14 protein-coding genes and 1 pseudogene are annotated in these 19,501 nt (G+C 63.5%); 4 read left to right on the plus strand and 11 right to left on the minus strand.

Annotation, left to right across the window (positions count from 1 at the left end; all coding sequences use genetic code 11):
* Positions 1 to 42: 42 nt before the first annotated feature.
* The 8 genes from KI609_RS06545 to KI609_RS06580 form a co-directional block, all read right to left on the minus strand.
* Positions 43 to 1,524 (minus strand): di-heme oxidoredictase family protein, encoded by a 1,482-nt coding sequence (locus KI609_RS06545; RefSeq protein ID WP_226448327.1) that lies wholly within the window; start codon positions 1,522 to 1,524, stop codon positions 43 to 45.
* 2 nt (positions 1,525 to 1,526) lie between these two features.
* A complete protein-coding gene (locus KI609_RS06550) occupies positions 1,527 to 2,687 on the minus strand; it encodes an imelysin family protein (protein WP_226450209.1) in 1,161 nt (386 codons plus the stop codon).
* A gap of 532 nt (positions 2,688 to 3,219) precedes the next feature.
* Positions 3,220 to 5,169: a PhoX family protein gene (locus tag KI609_RS06555; RefSeq protein WP_226448329.1), complete on the minus strand. Its 1,950-nt coding sequence runs from the start codon at positions 5,167 to 5,169 to the stop codon at positions 3,220 to 3,222.
* A gap of 232 nt (positions 5,170 to 5,401) precedes the next feature.
* A complete protein-coding gene (locus KI609_RS06560) occupies positions 5,402 to 6,229 on the minus strand; it encodes an iron dicitrate transport regulator FecR (protein WP_226448331.1) in 828 nt (275 codons plus the stop codon).
* Positions 6,192 to 7,031: a BPSS1780 family membrane protein gene (locus KI609_RS06565; RefSeq protein ID WP_226448333.1), complete on the minus strand. Its 840-nt coding sequence runs from the start codon at positions 7,029 to 7,031 to the stop codon at positions 6,192 to 6,194. The genes KI609_RS06560 and KI609_RS06565 overlap by 38 nt, the downstream gene beginning before the upstream one ends.
* 279 nt (positions 7,032 to 7,310) lie before the next feature.
* Positions 7,311 to 8,261 carry a homoserine kinase gene (locus tag KI609_RS06570; RefSeq protein WP_226448335.1) on the minus strand — a complete coding sequence of 317 codons (951 nt, stop codon included), beginning with the start codon at positions 8,259 to 8,261 and terminating at the stop codon, positions 7,311 to 7,313.
* 153 nt (positions 8,262 to 8,414) lie between these two features.
* Entirely contained in the window at positions 8,415 to 8,774 is a 360-nt protein-coding gene (locus tag KI609_RS06575; protein WP_226448337.1) for a hypothetical protein, read from the minus strand.
* 117 nt (positions 8,775 to 8,891) lie between these two features.
* Entirely contained in the window at positions 8,892 to 10,115 is a 1,224-nt protein-coding gene (locus tag KI609_RS06580; protein ID WP_226448339.1) for a serine hydrolase domain-containing protein, read from the minus strand.
* 131 nt (positions 10,116 to 10,246) lie between these two features.
* Here KI609_RS06580 and polA point away from each other — a divergent pair, with 131 nt between their 5' ends.
* The 3 genes from polA to KI609_RS06595 all read left to right on the plus strand — a co-directional run bounded on the left by polA (position 10,247) and on the right by KI609_RS06595 (position 16,689).
* Complete coding sequence (gene polA / locus KI609_RS06585; RefSeq protein ID WP_226448341.1) at positions 10,247 to 13,039, plus strand: DNA polymerase I; 2,793 nt, start codon at positions 10,247 to 10,249, stop codon at positions 13,037 to 13,039.
* Between the two features lie 351 nt (positions 13,040 to 13,390).
* Positions 13,391 to 15,157 carry an ABC transporter ATP-binding protein gene (locus tag KI609_RS06590; protein ID WP_226448343.1) on the plus strand — a complete coding sequence of 589 codons (1,767 nt, stop codon included), beginning with the start codon at positions 13,391 to 13,393 and terminating at the stop codon, positions 15,155 to 15,157.
* 299 nt (positions 15,158 to 15,456) lie between these two features.
* The gene (locus KI609_RS06595) at positions 15,457 to 16,689 is read left to right on the plus strand and encodes an MFS transporter (RefSeq protein WP_413463377.1); all 1,233 of its coding nucleotides are present in this window, start codon (positions 15,457 to 15,459) and stop codon (positions 16,687 to 16,689) included.
* Positions 16,690 to 16,884: 195 nt separating this feature from the next.
* Here the strand turns inward: KI609_RS06595 and KI609_RS06600 are convergent.
* The 3 genes and pseudogenes from KI609_RS06600 to KI609_RS06610 all read right to left on the minus strand — a co-directional run.
* Positions 16,885 to 17,022 (minus strand): annotated as a pseudogene (locus tag KI609_RS06600) (IS5/IS1182 family transposase); the annotation flags it as partial.
* Positions 17,023 to 17,053: 31 nt separating this feature from the next.
* On the minus strand, positions 17,054 to 17,416 hold the full coding sequence (locus KI609_RS06605; protein ID WP_226448348.1) for a YybH family protein: 363 nt from the start codon (positions 17,414 to 17,416) through the stop codon (positions 17,054 to 17,056).
* A 46-nt stretch (positions 17,417 to 17,462) separates the two neighbouring features.
* Positions 17,463 to 18,515, minus strand: a complete 1,053-nt coding sequence (locus KI609_RS06610) for a zinc-dependent alcohol dehydrogenase family protein (RefSeq protein WP_413463378.1) — start codon at positions 18,513 to 18,515, stop codon at positions 17,463 to 17,465.
* Positions 18,516 to 18,581: 66 nt separating this feature from the next.
* Between KI609_RS06610 and KI609_RS06615 the strand changes: the two genes are divergently transcribed.
* Positions 18,582 to 19,448 carry a LysR family transcriptional regulator gene (locus KI609_RS06615; protein ID WP_226448350.1) on the plus strand — a complete coding sequence of 289 codons (867 nt, stop codon included), beginning with the start codon at positions 18,582 to 18,584 and terminating at the stop codon, positions 19,446 to 19,448.
* The last annotated feature ends 53 nt before the right edge of the window (positions 19,449 to 19,501 follow it).

The raw sequence follows: 19,501 nt of genomic DNA on the forward strand, positions 1-19,501 counted from the left end.
GGGGCTGCGACCCGCGTAGCGGCGGAGCGTGGGGGTAAATTTTCATAACGACTCCACAAATTTCACGAGCGCATCCCGGTCGGCCTTCTTCATCTTGAGCACCTGGTCCTTGGCGCCCTCGGCCTCGCCGCCGTGCCACAGTACGGCTTCGAGCACACCGCGCGCGCGGCCGTCGTGCAGCAGGCGGGTGTGGCCGTTCACGTCCTTAATGAGGCCCGCGCCCCACAGCGGCGGGGTTTTCCACTGGCGGCCGTTGGCGCCGAAGTCGGGTCGGCCATCGGCCAGGCGCTCGCCCATGTCGTGCACCAGCAGGTCGGTGTAGGGGGCGATGCGTTGGCCGTTCAGCGCCTTGCTGGTCAGCAGGGGGGAAACACCGTCGTTGTGACCTTCCTTGGTGACGTAGCTCGGGCGGTGGCAGGTGGCGCACTGGGCCTGCGAGAACAGCGCCTGGCCGCGCAGCACTTGCGCGTCGTTGATGTTCCGGCGTGCGGGCGGTGCCAGAGTGGCCTGGTAGAAGATCACGTCTGCCAGGGTCTTGTCGTCGATCTCCACGCCGGACTGGCCCTGTTTGCCGCCACCCTTCCTGCTGTTCTGGCCGCTGGGTGCGTCCAGGCAGTCCTTTTGCGTGGGCGTGCAGGTTTCCTGCGCGAAGTGGCGCGAGGTGATGCCCATGTCGCCCAGGAAGGCGCCGCCTGTCTGGTGCGCGATGCTGGCCACGTTGGCCTTCCAGCCGAAGCGGCCGACCATCATGCGGCTGGCGGGGGCATCCCACACCTTGTTGGGCACGCCCTTGATGGGGCCAGGGGTGGCGGCCTGATTGGCGGCATTGGCCAGGATGTCGGCTTCGGCAATGGCTTCGAGCAGGCCCACGCCGATGATCTGCGGCGCAATGCGCGGGCTCGTCATCACGTCCGGGTGCATAGGGCCGTAGCCCAGGTCGGCAAAGCCGTAGATGGGCTGTTGTAGCGTGTAGGGCGTGCCGTCGGCAAATTGGCCCTTGATGGTGTCGTAACGCAGGGTCACGCGGCCTTCGGGCTTGACGCCCTGGATGGCCGCGTTATTGAACTGGTCGCCGTATACCGGGTCGTGCTTGGGGCCGCCATGCGCGTCGGTGCCGGGGATGGACAGACGGATCAACAGGGCCACGGTGGGGTCCTTGGTTTCGCCCAGGCGGTTGAAGATCGCTGGCGGCTCGCCCCGGCCGTCCTGCACGTGGCAGCCGCCGCACGAACGCGCGATGAAGTGGGGGCCCAGCCCGTCGCGCGCCTTGGTGGAGGCAGGCGCCTCCACCCAGTTGCGCCGGAAGAACGAGTTGCCGATGACGAAGCGTGTGCGCTCCTCATCGGTCAGGTTGGCGGCCGGGAACGAAAAGGCATTGCGCCCGGTGGCGAACACCGTGGTCTCGCCGCCGGGTTTTTCGCCCAACGGATCGGGCTGGGGCGCTGCCGTCAAGGCGCCGACACCAAGGCTGCCGAGGGCGATGATGCCGATGCTGGCTGCCGCCAGGCGCAGGGGATGCTTCATCCTCAAGGTTGCACGAGCGTGAGCTTGGTGATTCCGATGGCGTTGGCCGCGGCCACCAGGTCCTTGCTTTGCTGCGTCAGGCTGTCGATGGTCTTCTGGATGCGCTGGTGGCCCGGTGCGTCCTTGCCGCCGATGATCTCGCGGTCAAACGGTGCCTGGATGCCTTCGGCGGCGGCGACTGAGGCGGTGATCTGTTGCGTCGTCCTGTCGGCCAGCGCTGCGTCCTTGGCGGCCACCAGGTCGCGCAGCGACGCGCCTTTGAGAACGCTGCCGTCGGCACGCTGGTACTCGCCCAGCCACACGTTCTGGATGCCCTTGGCATTGGTCACCGCGTCGCGGTGGGTGTTGTCGGAGAAGCACGAGTGCTCGTCTTCCTGGTCCTGGCTGTTCAGGGCCACTTCCAGGCGCTCGCCGGCCAACTCGCCGCGCGAGAGCGAGCCCAGGCCCAAAAGCATCTTTCGCACGGACTCCTGGCCCCCCTTCACGAAGCGGGTGCGGTAGTGGTTCTTGGTGTCCCTGGCCGTACTGGGCGCCCAGGACTTCACCAGCGAGGCGAGGTCGTCGATGAGCAGGTCGGTCACCACGTTCAGGTACTGGCGGCGGCGGTCGGCATTGGGGGCCTTGCCGTCCACGAAGTCTTCAAAATTTCGGTTGCCCGGGCCGGTCTCGGACAGGTCCTGGCCCCACAGGAAGAACTCGATGGCGTGCCAGCCAGTGGCGATGTTCTCCTCGCCACCGCGCTCGTTCTGCGCAGACAGGTTCTTCTTGTTGATGGCGAATTGGCGGTTGTTCACTAACCCTGCATTGGTCTTGCCCTGCACGCTGTCGACGAACGATTCGTCCATGGGCCAGGCGTTGATGCGGCCTTCGGGGCCGTTGTCGTTGTCGATAGGGCCGCCATAGAAGCGGAAGGCCTCGGTCTGTCCATAGAACTCGCGTGCCGCCAGCCACTTTGTTCGCGCGTCTGCCAGCGTCTCGGCCGATGGTTTGGCCGTGAAGACCTTGACGGCGGCCTGCAGTGAGCGCGCAGCGGTCAATGTGTCGTTGTAGTTCGCGTGCACGAGCTGCGCATAGTGCGCCGTCACAGCCGATGCCGTCACGGCCACCACGGGACTATGGGCCTCGCTGCGTGCGGGCGTGGCGCTGCTTTGGGCCAGCGCCATGGTGCAAGGCGCGGCGAGGGCAGCCACCAGCAAAACAAAGGCAGGGGCGTTTCGGGTCTGTGAAGGGCGGGACATAAAAATCTCCGGGGCGAAGTTGGCGGTTGCGCAGGCGCCCGGGAGCACTGCCGGAACCTGGCGCGAGGAATGGAGCGGTGCGACAACCCGAAGGCGTGCCTGCACTGCGCGTGGCGCCCAATGCCAAAAAGCGAAAGGCGCATTGGTAATTTGCCAGTGATTATATTAATAAGATTGATTCGTGTTTAACTATTAAACAAGGAAAATGCGGGATTTGAGGGCGAAACAAGGCTCCTGCGGCGAGTTCGTGTGTTGTGTGTTGTTGAGGATGGCAGGGCATGAGGGACATGCGAGGGCTGAGCGCTGCGCTGCTTCGTGGCGCCCGGAAGTGGAAACGGAAACGGAAACGGAAAACGAAAAACGGGACCCGAAGGTCCCGTTTGATTGCGCCTAGCGTACCACCTTACCCGGCCCGCCGATGGGGGCGGGTTGGGCAGGTGGGGCCGGAGCAGCTCTTTCAGCTCAGCTTCATCTGGCTGGGTGTGCCGGTAAGGTAGCCAACAGCAGCCCCCGACTTGTTTTTGTAGTTGGCGTTGATCAGTGGGTCCAGCGTGGCCTTGACCACGTTGTGGATGCTGCCCCAGTCGCCGGCGTGCTGGAAGTTGCTCATGATGTAGGTCCAGCCGTTGATCTCGTCCACGGCGTGCAGACCGGTGGACTCGCCGCCTGCGGGGATCGACATTACACGCGACAGCTGCTTGGTGTCGATGTTGTAGGCCCACAGGAAGTTGTTGACATGCTGGCCGCTGTCTTCGCCGATGAACAGGGTGCGCATCTTTTCCGAGAACTTCAGGTTGTCGGGGTTGGCGATGTTGTTCGGGTTGGCCGTGTTGCCCAGCGCGTCTGCTGTGATGTCTTCACCTGCCAGCAGCGCCTTGGTGTCCACAGGCATCCACTCGCTGTTGATGGCAGCGCCCTTCGTGTCCTTCTGTCCGCCCTTGAGGTTCAGCGCCATCACCGCGCCGGCACCGAGTTTCTTTGGGATGGAGATGCCGTTGCCGGGCACATTGGCGGCGTTGCCTGCCACCATCGAATCTTGGCAGTTTTGCAGCGCCGAGTAGGCGATCTTGTCCTTGATGTTGACGGTCGTGCCTTCCATTTTCGAGAAGCCCGTGCTGGCGCCCATATAGGCGGCGTAGCGGTGCGTTTCCAGGAAAGCGGCGGCCTTTTCCATGCCCGCGTTGATCTTGATCCACTCGGTTTTGCCGTTGGCCACGATCTTGGTGTAGCTGGTGTCGCTCGGATCTGCCTTCACCACGCTCATGATGTCGGTGGGCTTGAGCGTGTTGGCGAACTGCTCGATCTCGGCGCTGGTGGCCGAGCCCAGTTTGATCCAGGTGAGTGCGGCAGCCGTGGTGGCCTTGGGGTCAATCGAGAAGCCCGTGCCCACCTTGGCGGCATACAGCGTGCCGGACGACAGGTCTTTTTCCTTGTCGGCCACGAACACGAAATAAGCGCTGTTGGTTGCGTCGTCGCCCATCAGTGTGGTGCGGTTGTCAGGCATCACCTGCACCAGCTCGTGCGAGATGCGGCCCATGCAGTAGTGCTTCTTGATGCTGGCCGTGCCATCGGGGTTCACCGTCACTTCGGGCATGTGGCCGTAGTGGTAGGGGTTGGCCTTGGCAGCGTCGCCATACAGGTTCTGGCTGTAGGCCTGGAACATGGTGTTGCTGGCGATGCTGAACGCATCGGGTTCGTACTCTTCGCTCGACAGGTGGGTGCCCCAGGGCGACAGGCTGGCGCCACAGGTGATCCACAGGCCATGCACCTTGGAGGTGTCCACGTTGTGGTATTTCACCAGGCTCAGCTTGCCGGTGGTCTGGTCCTGGTCCAGTGTCAGCACGGCAATCGGCGAGGGCAGCTTGCCGTACATGTCGGTCTTTCCATCTTGTGCCTTGTTGGTGTATTCAAACTGCACCACGGCGAACACGGCCTTGCCCTTGATGCCCGTGACCGTGGGGTTGGCCACGGTGAGCAGCGACGTGCCGTCCGGTGCATCAGAGAAGTACTGACGCGCCTTGTCGGCCACGGTGCTGTCGATGATGGGCTTGTTGTTGATGTCGTAGTAGCCGCCTGACAGCACGGTGCCGCCTTTGCCGTCGGACACCATGTCGCCGGTCACGAAGAACGGCTGATAGGCCAGTTGGTACGACCGGACCGTGTCATCGCTGAGTTTGAGGTTCAACGTGGAGCCCACCGTGGTGGTGGCCATGGCGGCTGCCGTCGCGAGCGTGGGGGCTGCCATCGACGTAAAGCTGGCCGACACAAAGCTGGGCGAAGAGTCGCCATCGCCGCCACCGCAGGCACTCAGCAGGGCGGCGGATGCGCTGGCGCTGAGCGGAAGCATGGGGACGCCGGCCAGAAATTGCAGGGCCTTGCGGCGGGTAGGCATCGTCGGTTGGGTCATTTTGTGGAGATTTCCAGGTTGGTATGCGAACGAGCAGAAAACGCCTTGGCCCTTCACTGCGCCCCAGGCAAGGGCGGCGAACGGGTGGCGTGGTTTCCAGCCGCCGATGCTAGAAATGCCCCGTGACAGCGGTTTGACGGTTGTGTGACTTTCGCGTGACGGCCGGACGTGGTGCTGGTTTTTGCATGCACTGCGCCTGGGCGATGCCTGTCAGGCGCGCCTGTGGATCGGTTCAGTACGTGTCTGTAGGGCTGCCATGCGCCCGAGCTGGCGTCGGTGTTGGTATCGGTGCGGGTGCAGGTTCGGGCACAGGTGGGTTTTGCGCACTGCCCGGCGTGGAGTAGTCCATCTGCCCACGCCCGTCCTTGACGCCCTTGCGCCCCGCAATCTGCCAGGCCGTGCGCTGTTGCACGAGGCCTGCCAGAAACTCCAGCTCTTCATCGGTGTGGTTGATGGCGTTGGCGGGGGTGAGCAGCCGCCCGTTGCGCGGCGCGGCTTCGGCCCAGAACGACTGGTGGTAGGACGATTGGCTGACCAGGCTCTCGCCGCCGGCCGACAGATCCACCGTGCCATAGCAATTGCACAGGTAGCCCCGCTGGTCCTGGTCGGCAAACACCTCGGCATAGACGCCTGTACCCCGTATGCCCGCCGTGGCCGTGGGCAGCACGATGCGCCGCTCGGTGCCGCGCCCCCACACACTCACCACGGCGCCGGTCAGCACACGCAGCACCTTGACGGCGGCGGGGGTGTCGCTCTCGAGTGCCACGCGCGAGTTCTGCCGCACCATGAAAGCGCTGTCACCCACCGTGAAAACCACCGTGGAGCCGGGCCCGGTTTCGATATGGTCGTTGGCGGTGACGGTGTGCTGGGGTGTCAGTGCCTCGCCATTGCGCAAGGCATCGCCGCGCAGCTCCACCACATTGCTGCGCGCCTGGGCCTGGGCTGCCGCCCAGCCGCCCGACGCCATCCACAGCGCGGCAGCCTGCACCAGGCTGCGCCTTTTGAACCAGGTGAGTTCGTCCTCAGAGCGGCCCAGGAGCTGGTGGGTGGGGTGGTTCATCAGGGGGTGCCTCCATCTCGGTCTTGGCAGGGGGAGCGAACGAGTCACGGAAGGTGAACACCACCGACGTGAAGAACATGGCGGCCATCATCATGGCCCCGCCCACCATGATGCCACCGGCGGTGGCACCCGAAAGCCCCGCCACGGCCAGCAGCGCAGACACCACACTGACCACCAGGCCGCCGAGCAGAAACACCCCCAGCCAGCCCAGCCCATAGACAACGAACGCGCCAAAGTTGCGCACACAGGCCACGATGCTGAAGAACAGCGCCTTGACCGGCGGCACGCCGTGCCAGTGCACCAGGCCCGGGGCGTGCCAGAACAACAGCGACAGCGGCAGGTACAGCAGCATGGACAGCCACATCGCGGCCTGGAACGAAGGGTCTTCGGCCACCTCTTTGGTCAACACGGCACCGCCCAGGTACACCTGCGCAAACTGCCCACCGTCAAGCAGGGCCGACAGGCCCATGATGCCCAGAAACCCCACCGCATACAGGGCGCCCAGCACCAGCATGTCGCGCAGGCGCTGCTTGCCCGTGCGAAACGCCACCAGCAGCAGCGTGGGCGTGGGAAACCGCCCCTGCGTGGCTTCGGCTGACGCCACCATCATGGCGAGGGTGGCCGAGGGCAGCAGCGCCAGTGCGACAGCGGGGCCCACCAGCGGGATCATCGTGGCCAGCGACATGGACGCCATGGTCAGAAAAAACAGCGCGGCCAGCGCCATGGGTTGCCGCCAGAACGTCCGGATGCCGAGTTTGACCCAGGCCATGCCGGTGCGTGCGGGGACGATGTTGAGTTTCATGAATGTTCTGGAAAAATGAGTGGGCGCGCGCCAGACAGGGCGACACAACAGCGTGGCGGTGTGGGCGCAACACCAAGGCGGAATTTACCCCAGCGCCCTAATCTGCCTTGCGGTCGATGGGCAACGCGGCGCGCGGCGCGTGCTGGGTGTGAATGGCATGGATTGAAAGAGCCGACCAGATCCCCTGCAAGGAACGTCCCAAACGTGCCAAAGGCTCGCCAGCAAGAAGACGCCACCCCTTCGCCTGAGGCTCGGGCGGCCACACACTGGCTGGATGATCTATGCGTGCACCGGCTGGGCAATACGTCCGCGCAGCACGCGCTCGAAATGGGTGGGGTCGTGGGGCGTGAGCATCGAGGCCTCGCGCGGCAGGTGATAGTCCCACAGGCGCGAGATCCAAAACCGTAGCGCCCCGGCGCGCAGCATGGCGGGCAGCAGCTCGCGCTCGGCGGCGGTGAGTGGCCGCACGGCCTGGTAGGCGTCCAGCATGCGGGTGGCGCGTTCGGCGTCATGCGCGCCGGTGGGCAGGTCAATACACCAGTCGTTCAGGCACACCGCCAAGTCAAACAGCCAGGTGTCCACGCCCGCAAAGTAGAAGTCGAAAAAGCCCGTCAGCGTTTCGCCGTCGAACATCACGTTGTCGCGAAACAGGTCGGCATGCACCGGGCCCCGGGGCAGGGCGGTATAGGTGGAGCCCGCTGCAATGTGATTTTGGTAGGCCAGCTCGGCGCGCAGCAGTGCGGCCTGGCCCGGGTCGATGTGGGGCAACACCACGGGCACGGTTTCGTTCCACCAGGGCAGGCCGCGCAGGTTGGGCTGGTGGCGGTCGAAGTCGCGCCCGGCCAGGTGCATGCGCGCCAGCATGGTGCCCACGGCGGCGCAGTGCACGCCTTGGGGCGCCAGCTGGCTTTTGCCGCGCAGCTTGTTCACCACGGCGGCTGGTTTGCCACACACCGTGTGCAGGATTTCGCCATTGCGGTCGCTGCGTGGGTCGGGCACGGGCACGCCACCGTGTGCCAGGTGTTTCATCAGGTGCAGATAAAACGGCAGTTGTTCGGCCGTGAGGCGCTCGAACAAGGTCAGCACGAATTCGCCCTGATCGCTGGTCAGAAAGTAGTTGGTGTTCTCGATACCGCCCTCGATGCCGCGCAGCTCCACCAGCTCACCGAGTTGCAAACGGCGCAGCAATTCGCGCGCCTCGTGGGGGGAGACTTCGGTAAAAACGGCCATCGCTCAGGGTCGTAGAAAAAGAGGGGGAGAAAGAAAAGAGGGCGGGGCGAGGTCACCAGACGCAGCGGCGGCCGCATCGCGCAAGCACGGCGCTGGCGCAGCGTGTGCCCCGGGGCTGCCGGTGCCGTGCCACTGCCGCTGCCATGGCCGGGTTCAGAACTTCAGCACGTTCCAGACACGGGGGGCGGTGTTGGTTTCCGCGCCGTTCTGGCTGCCTGTGCGGTTGCCGGTTCCCTCGGGCGATTGCACCTCGTAGCTGGGCATGTTGCCGGTCTTGGGCTGCACAGAAATGTTGCGCGTCTGGCCGCCCACACGCAGTTCGTTCACACGGCTGCCGGCGTCTTCGACCTGGATGTGTTCGGTGCGCTGCTCGCGTTGGGCGGGAGCTTGCTCTTGGTTTGATAGCTGCTCGCGCTTATCAGTCGTGCGCTGAGGGGCATTTTGACTGCTATTTTGAGCAAAAACGGGGGCCGTGGCCAGAGCCAGCAGCAGCAAAGAATAAGAGGCGCGCATGCCGTCAATTGTAGGGCGGCACCGGGCTTGGGGGTGTGGGGGGCTTTCCGGGGCTTTGGGGTGCCGCCGGGTGCGCTGGCTTTGCCCGGATGCCCCGTGCAGCACCCGGGCAAAATTTCAGCGTGTGCCTGCAGCGCCGGGCGCGGTGCCCGCCTCGTCGTCCACCGCCTTTTGCACCAGGCGGTAAAACGATTCGCGGGCCTCCATGGCGACCGGGTCGCGTGCGCCGCCCGCCCAGTTGGCGTTCGACACGATCACGAGTTGGCGTGCGGGGTCGATGAAGATGCCCTGGCCAAAGATGCCCCGCGCGCTGAAGCTGCCGGTGTCATACGTCCACCACTGGTAGCCATAACCCCGGCCCGGCTGGTCGATGGGAGTGCGGCGTGTGGTGGCCTCGGCCAGCCAACCGTCGGGCACGATGCTTTGGCCGTTGACCACAGCGCCGCCCAGAATGAATTGCCCAAAACGCGCATAGTCCAGCGTGGCGGCCTGCAGGCAGCAGCCGCTGATCTCTTGCCCCGTCTTGCTCAGCAGCCAGGTGGCCTGCTGCGCCATGCCCGCCGGTTGCCAGACCTTTTCGGAGAGGTATTGGGCCAGTGATTTTTTCGTGGCCTGGCTCACCAGAATGCCCACCAGGTTGGTCTCGCCCGTGCTGTAGTGCCAGCGCGTGCCGGCAGGCACCTCGCGCGGCAATTGGCGCATATAGCTCACCAGGGCGTCCACACCGCCTTCGGGTTTGTGGTTGTTGAACTTCGCCACGTCGGAGTTCGGGTCGGCGTAGTCTTCGTTCCATCGCACGCCGGAGGTCATGGTGAGCAACTGGCGCACGCTCACATCGTCATAGGCCGAGCCTTTCATGTCGGGTATGTAGGCACTCACCTTGTCGTCCATGCTCTTGATGGCGCCATCGCGCAGCGCCGCACCGACCAGGGTGGAGGTGAAGGATTTGGCCACCGAGAAACTCGTCCAGCGCCCGTCCTTGTCAAAACCCAGGCCATAGCGCTCCAGGCGCAACTTGCCGTTGTGCACCACCACCAGGCCAGCCGCGCGCTGGCCCGCCATGTAGGTGTCGATATCCAGCGGCAATGCCAGCGGTGGCCCGGGTGGCAGGGCGGTTGGGGCGGTGCTGGCCGGGATCACGTGCCACTTGGCCAGCAGCGAGATGCGGTCCAGCGCGCGAAAGGCCGCATCGCGCTGCGGCACGGTCCAGAAGAGCAGGTCGCGGTTGGTGGGCACGGTTTTGAGCAAGCCACGGGTTTCCTTGTCCAGGCTGAGCCACCCAGCGGTGCCAGCCACGGCCAGGGCCAACAAGCCCCCCAGGGCGATTTTTTTGAGTTTCAAGGTGCTTCTCTTGTGTCTGTGGTTTTACGTTGGCATTGAAGCGCAATGGGGCTTTGTCCCCTACAGGGTATTTGCCGGGAAGCCCGGGTGGGCTGGCGCATCGGGGCCGGCATCCTGTGCACAATCGCCGCATGAGCAATAAAAAGACCCTGGTGCTGGTGGACGGCTCCAGCTACCTGTACCGCGCCTTCCATGCCATGCCCGACCTGCGGGCCGTGCCGGGCGACATGACGAGTGCCGCCACGGGCGCCATTCGCGGCATGATCAATATGATGCAGGCGCTGCGCAAGGAAGTGCACGCTGACTACGCCGCCTGCGTTTTTGATGCGTCGGGCCCCACGTTTCGCGATGCCCTTTACCCTGAGTACAAGGCCCAGCGCGCGCCCATGCCCGACGATTTGCGCGCGCAGATTGTGCCTATCCACGACGTGGTGCGGATGATGGGCTGGACGGTGCTGGCCATCAGCGGTGTGGAGGCCGATGACGTGATCGGCACCCTGGCCGTGACCGCTGCCGCCCAGGGCATCGAGGTGGTGGTGAGCAGTGGCGACAAGGACCTGAGCCAGCTGGTCAATGACCACATCACCATCATCGACACCATGAGCGGCAAGCGCCGCGACGTGGCAGGGGTGACCGCCGAGTTTGGTGTGCCCCCGCACCTGATGGTGGACTACCAGACCCTGGTGGGCGACACGGTGGACAACGTGCCCGGCGTGCCCAAGGTGGGCCCCAAAACCGCCGCCAAGTGGCTCATGGAATATGGCTCGCTCGACGCGTTGCTTGAACGCGCCACCGAGATCAAGGGCGTGGCGGGAGAAAACCTGCGCAACACCATCGGCTGGCTGCCCACGGGCCGGCAACTGGTCACCATCAAGACCGACTGCGACCTGACCGCCGATCTGCCAGACCTGCCTGCACTCGATGCCATGGCCATGGGCGAGCCACAAACAGAGCCTTTGCGCGCCTTCTATGAAAAGTATGGGTTCAAGGGCTTGGCCAGCGCGCTCAAGAGCGCCGCACCGGCCGCTGCAGCGGCCCCTGCTGTGGCCATGCCCGGCCAAAGCGGCGACCTGTTCTCCGACCATTCCGCCAGCCCCGTGGCCGAGGCGGCCCAGCACCGCGCCGTGGTGTACGACACTATCCTGAACTGGACCGACTTTGACCAGTGGATGCAGCGCCTGCACCAGGCCGAGCTGGTCGCCATCGACACCGAAACCACCTCGCTCGACGAGATGCGCGCCGAAATCGTCGGCATCTCCTTTAGCGTGCAGGCGGGCGAGGCGGCTTACATCCCGCTGGCCCACACCGGGCCCGATGCGCCGGTGCAACTGCCGTGGGAAGAGGTGCTGGCGCGCATGAAGCCCTGGCTGGAAGACGCCAAGCGCCACAAGCTGGGCCAGCACATCAAGTACGACCGCCATGTGTTCGCCAACCACGGCATCGAGGTGCAAGGCTACGCGCACGACACCATGCTGCAAAGCTACGTGCTCGAAGTGCACAAGCCCCACAACCTCACCAGCCTGGCCGACCGCCACACGGGCCGCAAAGGCATCAGCTACGAAGACCTGTGCGGCAAGGGTGCGCACCAGATTCCTTTCGCCCAGGTGCCGGTCGACAAGGCCGCAGCCTACTCGTGCGAAGACTCGGACCAGACGCTGGATGTGCACAACGCGCTGTGGCCCTTGCTGCAGGCGGATGACAAATTGCGCTTCATCTACGAGCTGGAGATACAGAGCAGCGAGGCCCTGTACCGCATCGAGCGCAACGGCGTGCTGATCGACGCACCCACGCTGGCCGCGCAAAGCCATGCACTGGGCCAACGCATCGTGCAGCTGGAGACCGAGGCGTACGAGATTGCAGGCCAGCCCTTCAACCTGAGCAGCCCCAAGCAACTGGGCGAAATCTTCTTCGACAAGCTGGGCATGCCCGTGGTGAAGAAGACCGCCACCGGCGCCCGCAGCACCGACGAAGAAGTGCTGGAAAAGCTGGCTGAGGATTACCCCCTGCCCGCCAAGCTGCTGGAGCACCGATCGCTGAGCAAACTCAAGGGCACCTACACCGACAAGCTGGCGCAACTGGCGCTGCCGCGCACCGGCCGCGTGCACACGCACTATGCGCAGGCCGTGGCCGTCACCGGGCGTCTGTCGAGCAACGACCCCAACCTGCAGAACATCCCCATCCGCACGCCCGAAGGCCGCCGCGTGCGCGAGGCCTTCGTGGCACCGCCCGGCTGCGTGATTGCCAGCGCCGACTACAGCCAGATCGAACTGCGCATCATGGCCCACATCAGCGGCGACCACGCCTTGCTGCACGCCTTTCACGCCGGCCTGGACGTGCACCGCGCCACCGCTGCTGAGGTCTTTGGCGTGTCCGTGGACCAGGTGACTAGCGAACAACGCCGCTACGCCAAGGTCATCAATTTCGGCCTCATCTACGGCATGAGCAGTTTTGGCCTGGCCAAAAACCTCGGCATTGAAACCAAGGCCGCCGCCGCCTACATCGACCGCTACTTCCAGCGCTACCCCGGCGTGAAGCAGTACATGGACGAAACCAAGGCCGCCGCCAAATCCATGGGCTATGTCGAAACGGTGTTTGGCCGGCGCCTGTACCTGCCAGAAATCAACAGCCCCAACGGCCCGCGCCGCAGCGGTGCTGAGCGCGCGGCCATCAACGCGCCTATGCAGGGCACGGCGGCCGATCTCATCAAGATGGCCATGGTGGCGGTTCAGAAGGAACTGGATGCCCACAAGCCCAGCATCAAGATGGTCATGCAGGTGCACGACGAATTGGTGTTCGAGCTGCCCGAGGGCGAGGTGGACTGGCTGCGCAGCCACATCCCGCGCCTCATGGCCGGCGTGGCTGCGCTCAAGGTGCCACTGTTGGCCGAAGTGGGCGTGGGGCCCAACTGGGACAAGGCCCATTGACTTGGCGCATCGGCCTCAGAAGCCCGGGCCGCGCCCCAGGCGGTCTTGCGCCGATGGCACATTCTGCCGGTGGCAGGCGTCCGTATCGTTGGGCGTGACGGCACCTGTTTCGCGGCAAGGTGGCGGGTGTACGGTGCACGCCGGTAGGGTGTCGGTTGGTATGGTTTTGATAGCTGCCAGCGCTTTCTGCATAAGCGCTAGAGGCTGTTTTGGCTCAATTTTCCAGTCGCGGGGTGCGCTGGCGCCGCCACAATACCCTTTGTAAACCACGGCGGGCGCTGACCGGCGACAGGCGCTCGCTGTGTCCTTTGTTGCGCTGCACGCGCCCATTCACCCCGCAGGAGGCAACCCATGCACATTCTCTGGACCTACCTGCGCCCGCACGGCAAGCTGGCTTTGCTGGCGCTGTTGCTGGCGGCTGTGAGCCAGGTGCTGGCCCTGGTGGACCCGATCATTTTTGGCAAGATCATTGACGGCTATGCCGTGCACCCGGCGGGCAAAAGCAACGACGAGTTGATTTCTGGCGTGCTGCGCCTGCTGGGCTTGGCCGTGGGGGTGGCGGTGCTGTCGCGGCTGGCCAAGACGCTGCAGGAATACGTCACGCGCCTGGTGGTGCAAAAACTGGGCACGCAGATCTTCAACGACGGACTGCGCCAGGTGCTGCGCCTCAAATTTCAGGAGTTCGCTGAAATGCGCAGCGGCGAGACGCTCTCGCTGCTGCAAAAAGTGCGGCAAGACAGCGAGCGTTTCATCAACGCCTTCATCAACACCGTGTTCGCTGCCTTCGTGGGCGTGAGCTTTCTGATCTGGTATGCGGTAACGCGGCACTGGGCACTGGTGCCGGTGTTTTTGATCGGCGTGCTGGTGCTGGGTGGGCTCACGGGCTTGCTGAGCCGTGAAATCAAGAGCCAGCAGCGCTCGATCGTGCGCGAGACCAACCGCAGCTCGGGGTTCATCACCGAGTCGCTGCGCAACATCGAGCTGATCAAAAGCCTGGGGCTGACCTTCCCCGAGATTCGGCGGCTGCAGGCGCAAACCCAAAAGATCTTTGCGCTCGAGATGCAAAAGGTCAAACGCATCCGCCTGTTGTCGTTTCTGCAGGGCACCACGCTCAGCCTGCTCAAGCTGGCCATCTTGTTCGCGCTGCTGTGGCTGATCTTCAAGGATGTGCTGAGCACGGGCGAACTGATCGCCATGCAGTTCATATCGGTGGCCATTTTTGCGCCGCTGCAAGAGCTGGGCAACATCATCCTGGCCTGGCGCGAGGCCGAGGCGTCGTTGCTCAACTTCGACGCGCTGATGAAAAAACCGGTGGAGCGCAGGCCCAAGGTTTCGGTGCATGTCGGGCCGGTGCGCCAAGTGCGCTTTCGCGATGTTGTCTTCCGGCACCGGGGGGCCGCAGACAACGCGCTCGACGGCGTGAGCTTCAGCGCCGGACTGGGCGACACGGTGGCCTTTGTCGGGCCGTCTGGATCGGGCAAGTCCACGCTGGTCAAGCTGCTGGTGGGCTTGTACGCCCCTGGCAGCGGCGAGATCTTCTACAACGGTGTTTCCACCACCCAGTTGCGCTACAACGAAGTGCGCCGCCAGATCGGCTTTGTGACGCAGGAGACCCATCTGTTTGCTGGCAGCCTGCGCGAGAACATGCTGGTGGTCAAGCCCGACGCCAGCGATGCCGAGGTCATCGCCGCCATGCAGCAGGCGGCCTGCGCCCATTTGCTGGACAAGGCCCCAGAGGGGCTGGACACGCCCGTCGGCGAGATGGGCGTGCGCCTGTCTGGCGGTGAAAAACAGCGACTGTCGATTGCGCGCGCGCTGCTGCGCCAGCCGCCGCTGCTGATCTTTGACGAAGCCACCTCGGCACTGGACTCGCTGACCGAAGAGCAGATCACCGACACCGTGCGGCACCTGTCTACCGAGAGCACGCGCATCACCATCCTGATTGCACACCGGCTCTCGACCGTCTTGCATGCGCAAACCATTTTTGTGCTCGAAAAGGGACGCATCGTGGAGTCGGGCAACCACCTGGAGCTGCTGGAGCGGCGCGGCCTGTACTACGCCATGTGGCGCCAGCAGATTGGTGAGCGCCCGGCCCCCCGGGGCCCCCCGGGCACCTGAGCGGCCCGAGGCCACAGAGCAGCCAGAATCCGATGCGCAAAATGCCGATGCGCCTTTGCCGCTGTAGCCCGCGTCCACCCCATGACCATGCCACCGCAATGTCTGGTGAAAAGTGACGCCCTATCTATAGGTATCGGCATAGGCATCGGCACAGGCTTAGGTGCGTGCCGGCGCCAAGGGGCACGGAGGCTGCGGAGCGCCTGACCGACCGACCATTCCACCTTGACGGGCTTGTCCACCAGCGAGCCCGGACGCGAGCCCTTCCAATGAACCCCTTTTCGTCAGCATCCGGCACCAGCATGAGAGCCAGGTTTCAAAAGACCTTTCGCTCGCTGGGCAGGCACAATTACCGCCTCTGGGCCGCTGGCGCCTTCGTGTCCAACGTGGGAACGTGGATGCAGCGTATCGCGCAAGACTGGTTGGTGCTGACCCAATTGACGCCCCACAGCGGCACCGCGGTGGGGGTGGTGATGGCGCTGCAGTTCGGCCCGCCCATCATCCTGATGCCGTTGGTGGGCCGCGTGGCCGATCGCGTTGATCGCCGCAAATTGTTGCTGGCCACGCAGTCGGCGATGGCGGCCACGGCGCTTGGGCTGGGCCTGCTGGTGATTACGGGGCTTGTCACGTTGTGGCAGGTGTATGTGTTTGCCGGTCTTATGGGGTGCATCAGCGCCTTCGATGCCCCGGTGCGCCAGACCTTCGTGGCGGAGCTCGTGGGGGATGAAGACCTGCCCAATGCCATCGCGCTGAACTCGACACTGTTCAACAGCGCTCAATTGATTGGCCCGGCCATCGCGGGGGTGTTGATCGCCATGTGGGGAACAGGGTGGCTTTTCATCATCAACGGATTGAGCTTTGTCGCCGTCCTCTCATCGTTGCTGAAGATGCGTGTGAGCGAGCTGCGCCAGCTGACCAAGACCGGCGCGTCGGGGGCCGGCATGGTCGATGGCCTGCGCTATGTCAAACACAGGCCCGACCTTGTCATCGCCTTGACGATGCTGTTTGTGGTCGGCACCTACGGCGTCAATTTCTCGATTTTCATCTCGACCATGTCGGTCACAACGTTTCACGGCGGCCCCCATTTGTATGGGGCGCTGTCTTCAGCCCTGGCAGTGGGCTCGGTGTTGGGCGCCTTGCTCGCCGCTGGGCGCGAACAGCCCCGGCTGACGCTGTTGGCGGCCAGCGCTTTCGGGTTTGGCGTTGCCGGGGCACTTGCAGCAGTCATGCCCAATGTCTGGTCGTTCGGGGTGATGCTGGTCGCACTGGGTGCCATGGCGCAGACTTTCACGACCTCGACCAACAGCCTGGTTCAACTGAGAACCGAGCCTGCCATGCGCGGTCGTGTCATGGCCATTTACATGGCCATCTTTCTGGGGTGCACGCCGCTTGGCGCCCCCCTGGTGGGGTGGGTGGCTGACTTTTTTGGCCCGCGCTGGGCACTGGGTGTGGGGGCGGCCTCCGGGTTTGTTGCTGCGATTTTTGCGTTCACTTATCACCGCTTTTTCATGGGCCAGAGACGCATCCCGCAGTGAAGTGGGAGTCGTAAACTGGCCTGCGGCCATGGTCCCCGAAGGCATTACGTGTCCTCTAGGGAAGCTCTTCACGAATCGGTTCTGGCTATGTCACAGCGATGCCTGAACTAAAACAGCACTCGCTTTGAGTAATGAGGCGTGCGCAGCGCACCCAGCAGGCGTTTGGCGAGGGCCATTGCCCCTATATCGGAGGCTTTACGCCCCCTGCACGCGCACCTGCCCCATGCAGGCCAGCAACTTGTGCCTTGCCATCCACAGATTGCCCAGCGCAAACAGCGTGACGATCTGCGCCGTGTTCTTCATGAGCCCCCGGTAGCGCACCTTCACGTGGCCAATCGTTGGGACAGGCGGTGAAGCGGTTTGATCATTCAAGATCCGCATCAACTTGGGCAATGAGGCCTTTCGCGTTGACGGTGATCTCGAGTTTCCCGATCTCATGACCGAAGTCACCAGTGAAATCGACCCTCACGCAGGCCCGGTTGTAGCCAAGACGCTTCATCGACAAGAACCTGGTCACCGTGTGATAACCGATGAAATACTGTTCGATGTAGTTGCGTATTCCGTCATGGCCGTCAAAACGGTGGCCTGTTGATGGGTCGTCGATCACCGCGTCGTGCGCGAACAGGCTCAGCGCGTGCTTGACATCAAAGGCATTGGTTGCGGCTATCAAGGCGTTGGCCACCTGGCGAAGGTGTGCATTTGTTTGACTCATCGCACCGCTTTTCATGCATTCAATACTGGCTGGCAAATTGGAACGTTGAGCAAAGGTTCGCTCATGCCGACACGCTCACCACTACCTTGCCACGGGCGCGACCTTCAGCTACCAGGGCGTGTGCCTCGGCAGCCGTGTCGAGGGTGAACGTCCCCGGGTCGAGCAACGGCTTTAGCTGCCCGGATTCCGCTAGCATGGTCGCTTGCTCCATGATCTCCCCGTGATGCTCTCGAAATTGCCCTGTGAGGATGGGGAGTAGCGTGAAGACACCCGAGAAGGTGGCGCCCCGAAACGAGAGTGGGGCCAGCTTGTGAGTTCCCCAACCAAGAGAGGTCACCACGTGACCCGAGTAGCGACGGGTGGCCAGAAAGGATGCGTCCAGAACGGGGCCCCCCACGGTGTCGTACACGATATCAAAGCCTTTGCCTTCCGTGAACTGGTTGACATAGGACTCTACGGAGGTCTTTTCATAGTCAATCGGAGTGGCGCCGATGGACCGTATATAGCCAGCCTGCGCTGCAGTTCCAGTGGCAAACACCTCGGCGCCCCGTGCGCGGGCGAGCTGCACAGCAACGTGGCCGACGCACCCGGCGCCGCCATGCACCAGAACCTTGTGTCCACTGCGGACGTTCGCGCGATCGACAAGTCCCTCCCAGGCTGTGATGAAGACAAGGGGCAAGGCTGAAGCCTCGCGCATCGTCAAGTTGGCTGGCTTGCGTGCAATCAGCCTTTCATCGACGGCGGCATACTGTGCCAAGCTGCCTTGCAAACCGCCAATTCCCCCCGTGAAGCCGTAAACCTCGTCACCCGCCTTGAAGCGGGAAACGCCGGGCCCAACATCTTCAACGATGCCAGCGAGGTCCATGCCCAAAATGGCAGGGAGAGGTTGTTGAGCGTGCTCGGCGGCTCCCGCACGAATCTTCGTGTCCAGTGGGTTGACGCCGCTTGCTTGAATGCGCACCAGAACCTGACCCGCTTCGGGCTGCGGCCGGGGTAGCAATTGGGGAGTCAGGGCGCCATGGGCTGATTCCAGTACCAGTGCCTGCATGGTGTTAACGGGCGAGGTTGTCATGGTGTGTGCTTTCTTGAAATGAACAGTGTTGGTAGTGTTCATCGTTCGGTTTTGTATGGAAAGCCTCATGATTGAAATCCGTTCATTCATTTTTGTATGATCCACCCGATGAACTGGGATGATGTGCAGGTGTTCTTGGCCATAGCCCGGCACGGTACGCAGGGAGCCGCGGGCCGCGCGCTCAGGCAAAGCCAGCCAACCATGGGGCGCAGGCTGAGGGCTTTGGAGCATTCTCTGGGTCACACCCTTTTTCAGCGAACATCGGAAGGTTTCGTGTTGACCGACGAGGGGGCCGCAGTTTTGAACCATGCCGAAGGTATGGAGGCGCAAGCGCTGTCACTCTCTAGGCAACTTGACGCCGCTGACCAACAGTTGGAAGGCGGCCTTCGTGTATCCACCTCGGACTGGTTTGGGCTTCACGTGATGGCGCCCATCTGCGCATCGTTTACCAACGAACACCCGAAGGTCACGATCGAACTCCTGACGGATGCACGTCTGTTCAGCCTGGCGCGCCGCGAAGCAGACTTGGTGGCTCGCATTGTTCCTTTTGATGAACCCGATGTCATACAGCGACGGCTGACGCATGTGCCTTATGCGCTGTATATCCAGCGCGACGCGCAGTTGCCCACGCAAAGCGCTGACGTTCGTCTCATCACGATGGACCTGGGCTTCAGCGACATGCCAGATGCCGTGTGGTTGCGCGAAGTCTTTCCGATGGGGCGTATCGCGTTTCGCAGCAATAGCCGGCATGTGCAGGCAGTGGCATGTGCTTCGGGTGTAGGCTTGGCTGTATTGCCTTGCCCTTTGGGTGACTCACATCCCGGCCTGCAAAGGCTGGAATGCATCAAGACGCCACCGGGGCGCGATGTTTGGCTGGGCTATCACCGCGATTTGCGCAGGTTGCCCAGGCTGCGCGCGCTGGTGGATCTGCTTATGCAACGACTTGCCAATGAATATCAACACGGTCATCTTTAACAGCCTGATCAAAGTCTTTTTGGCGTCGCACAAGTACCTTGCCGGGAGGGGAT

Source organism: Acidovorax radicis, assembly GCF_020510705.1.
Lineage (GTDB): Bacteria > Pseudomonadota > Gammaproteobacteria > Burkholderiales > Burkholderiaceae_C > Acidovorax > Acidovorax radicis_A.

Bases quoted from the DNA above. Each gene is read 5' to 3' on its own strand.
- KI609_RS06545 (WP_226448327.1), bottom strand. From the start codon at position 1,524: ATGAAGCATCCCCTGCGCCTGGCGGCAGCCAGCATCGGCATCATCGCC.
- KI609_RS06550 (WP_226450209.1), bottom strand. From the start codon at position 2,687: ATGGCGCTGGCCCAAAGCAGCGCCACGCCCGCACGCAGCGAGGCCCAT.
- KI609_RS06555 (WP_226448329.1), bottom strand. From the start codon at position 5,169: ATGACCCAACCGACGATGCCTACCCGCCGCAAGGCCCTGCAATTTCTG.
- KI609_RS06560 (WP_226448331.1), bottom strand. From the start codon at position 6,229: ATGAACCACCCCACCCACCAGCTCCTGGGCCGCTCTGAGGACGAACTC.
- KI609_RS06565 (WP_226448333.1), bottom strand. From the start codon at position 7,031: ATGAAACTCAACATCGTCCCCGCACGCACCGGCATGGCCTGGGTCAAA.
- KI609_RS06570 (WP_226448335.1), bottom strand. From the start codon at position 8,261: ATGGCCGTTTTTACCGAAGTCTCCCCCCACGAGGCGCGCGAATTGCTG.
- KI609_RS06575 (WP_226448337.1), bottom strand. From the start codon at position 8,774: ATGCGCGCCTCTTATTCTTTGCTGCTGCTGGCTCTGGCCACGGCCCCC.
- polA (WP_226448341.1), top strand. From the start codon at position 10,247: ATGAGCAATAAAAAGACCCTGGTGCTGGTGGACGGCTCCAGCTACCTG.
- KI609_RS06590 (WP_226448343.1), top strand. From the start codon at position 13,391: ATGCACATTCTCTGGACCTACCTGCGCCCGCACGGCAAGCTGGCTTTG.
- KI609_RS06595 (WP_413463377.1), top strand. From the start codon at position 15,457: ATGAGAGCCAGGTTTCAAAAGACCTTTCGCTCGCTGGGCAGGCACAAT.
- KI609_RS06605 (WP_226448348.1), bottom strand. From the start codon at position 17,416: ATGAAAAGCGGTGCGATGAGTCAAACAAATGCACACCTTCGCCAGGTG.
- KI609_RS06610 (WP_413463378.1), bottom strand. From the start codon at position 18,515: ATGAACACTACCAACACTGTTCATTTCAAGAAAGCACACACCATGACA.
- KI609_RS06615 (WP_226448350.1), top strand. From the start codon at position 18,582: ATGAACTGGGATGATGTGCAGGTGTTCTTGGCCATAGCCCGGCACGGT.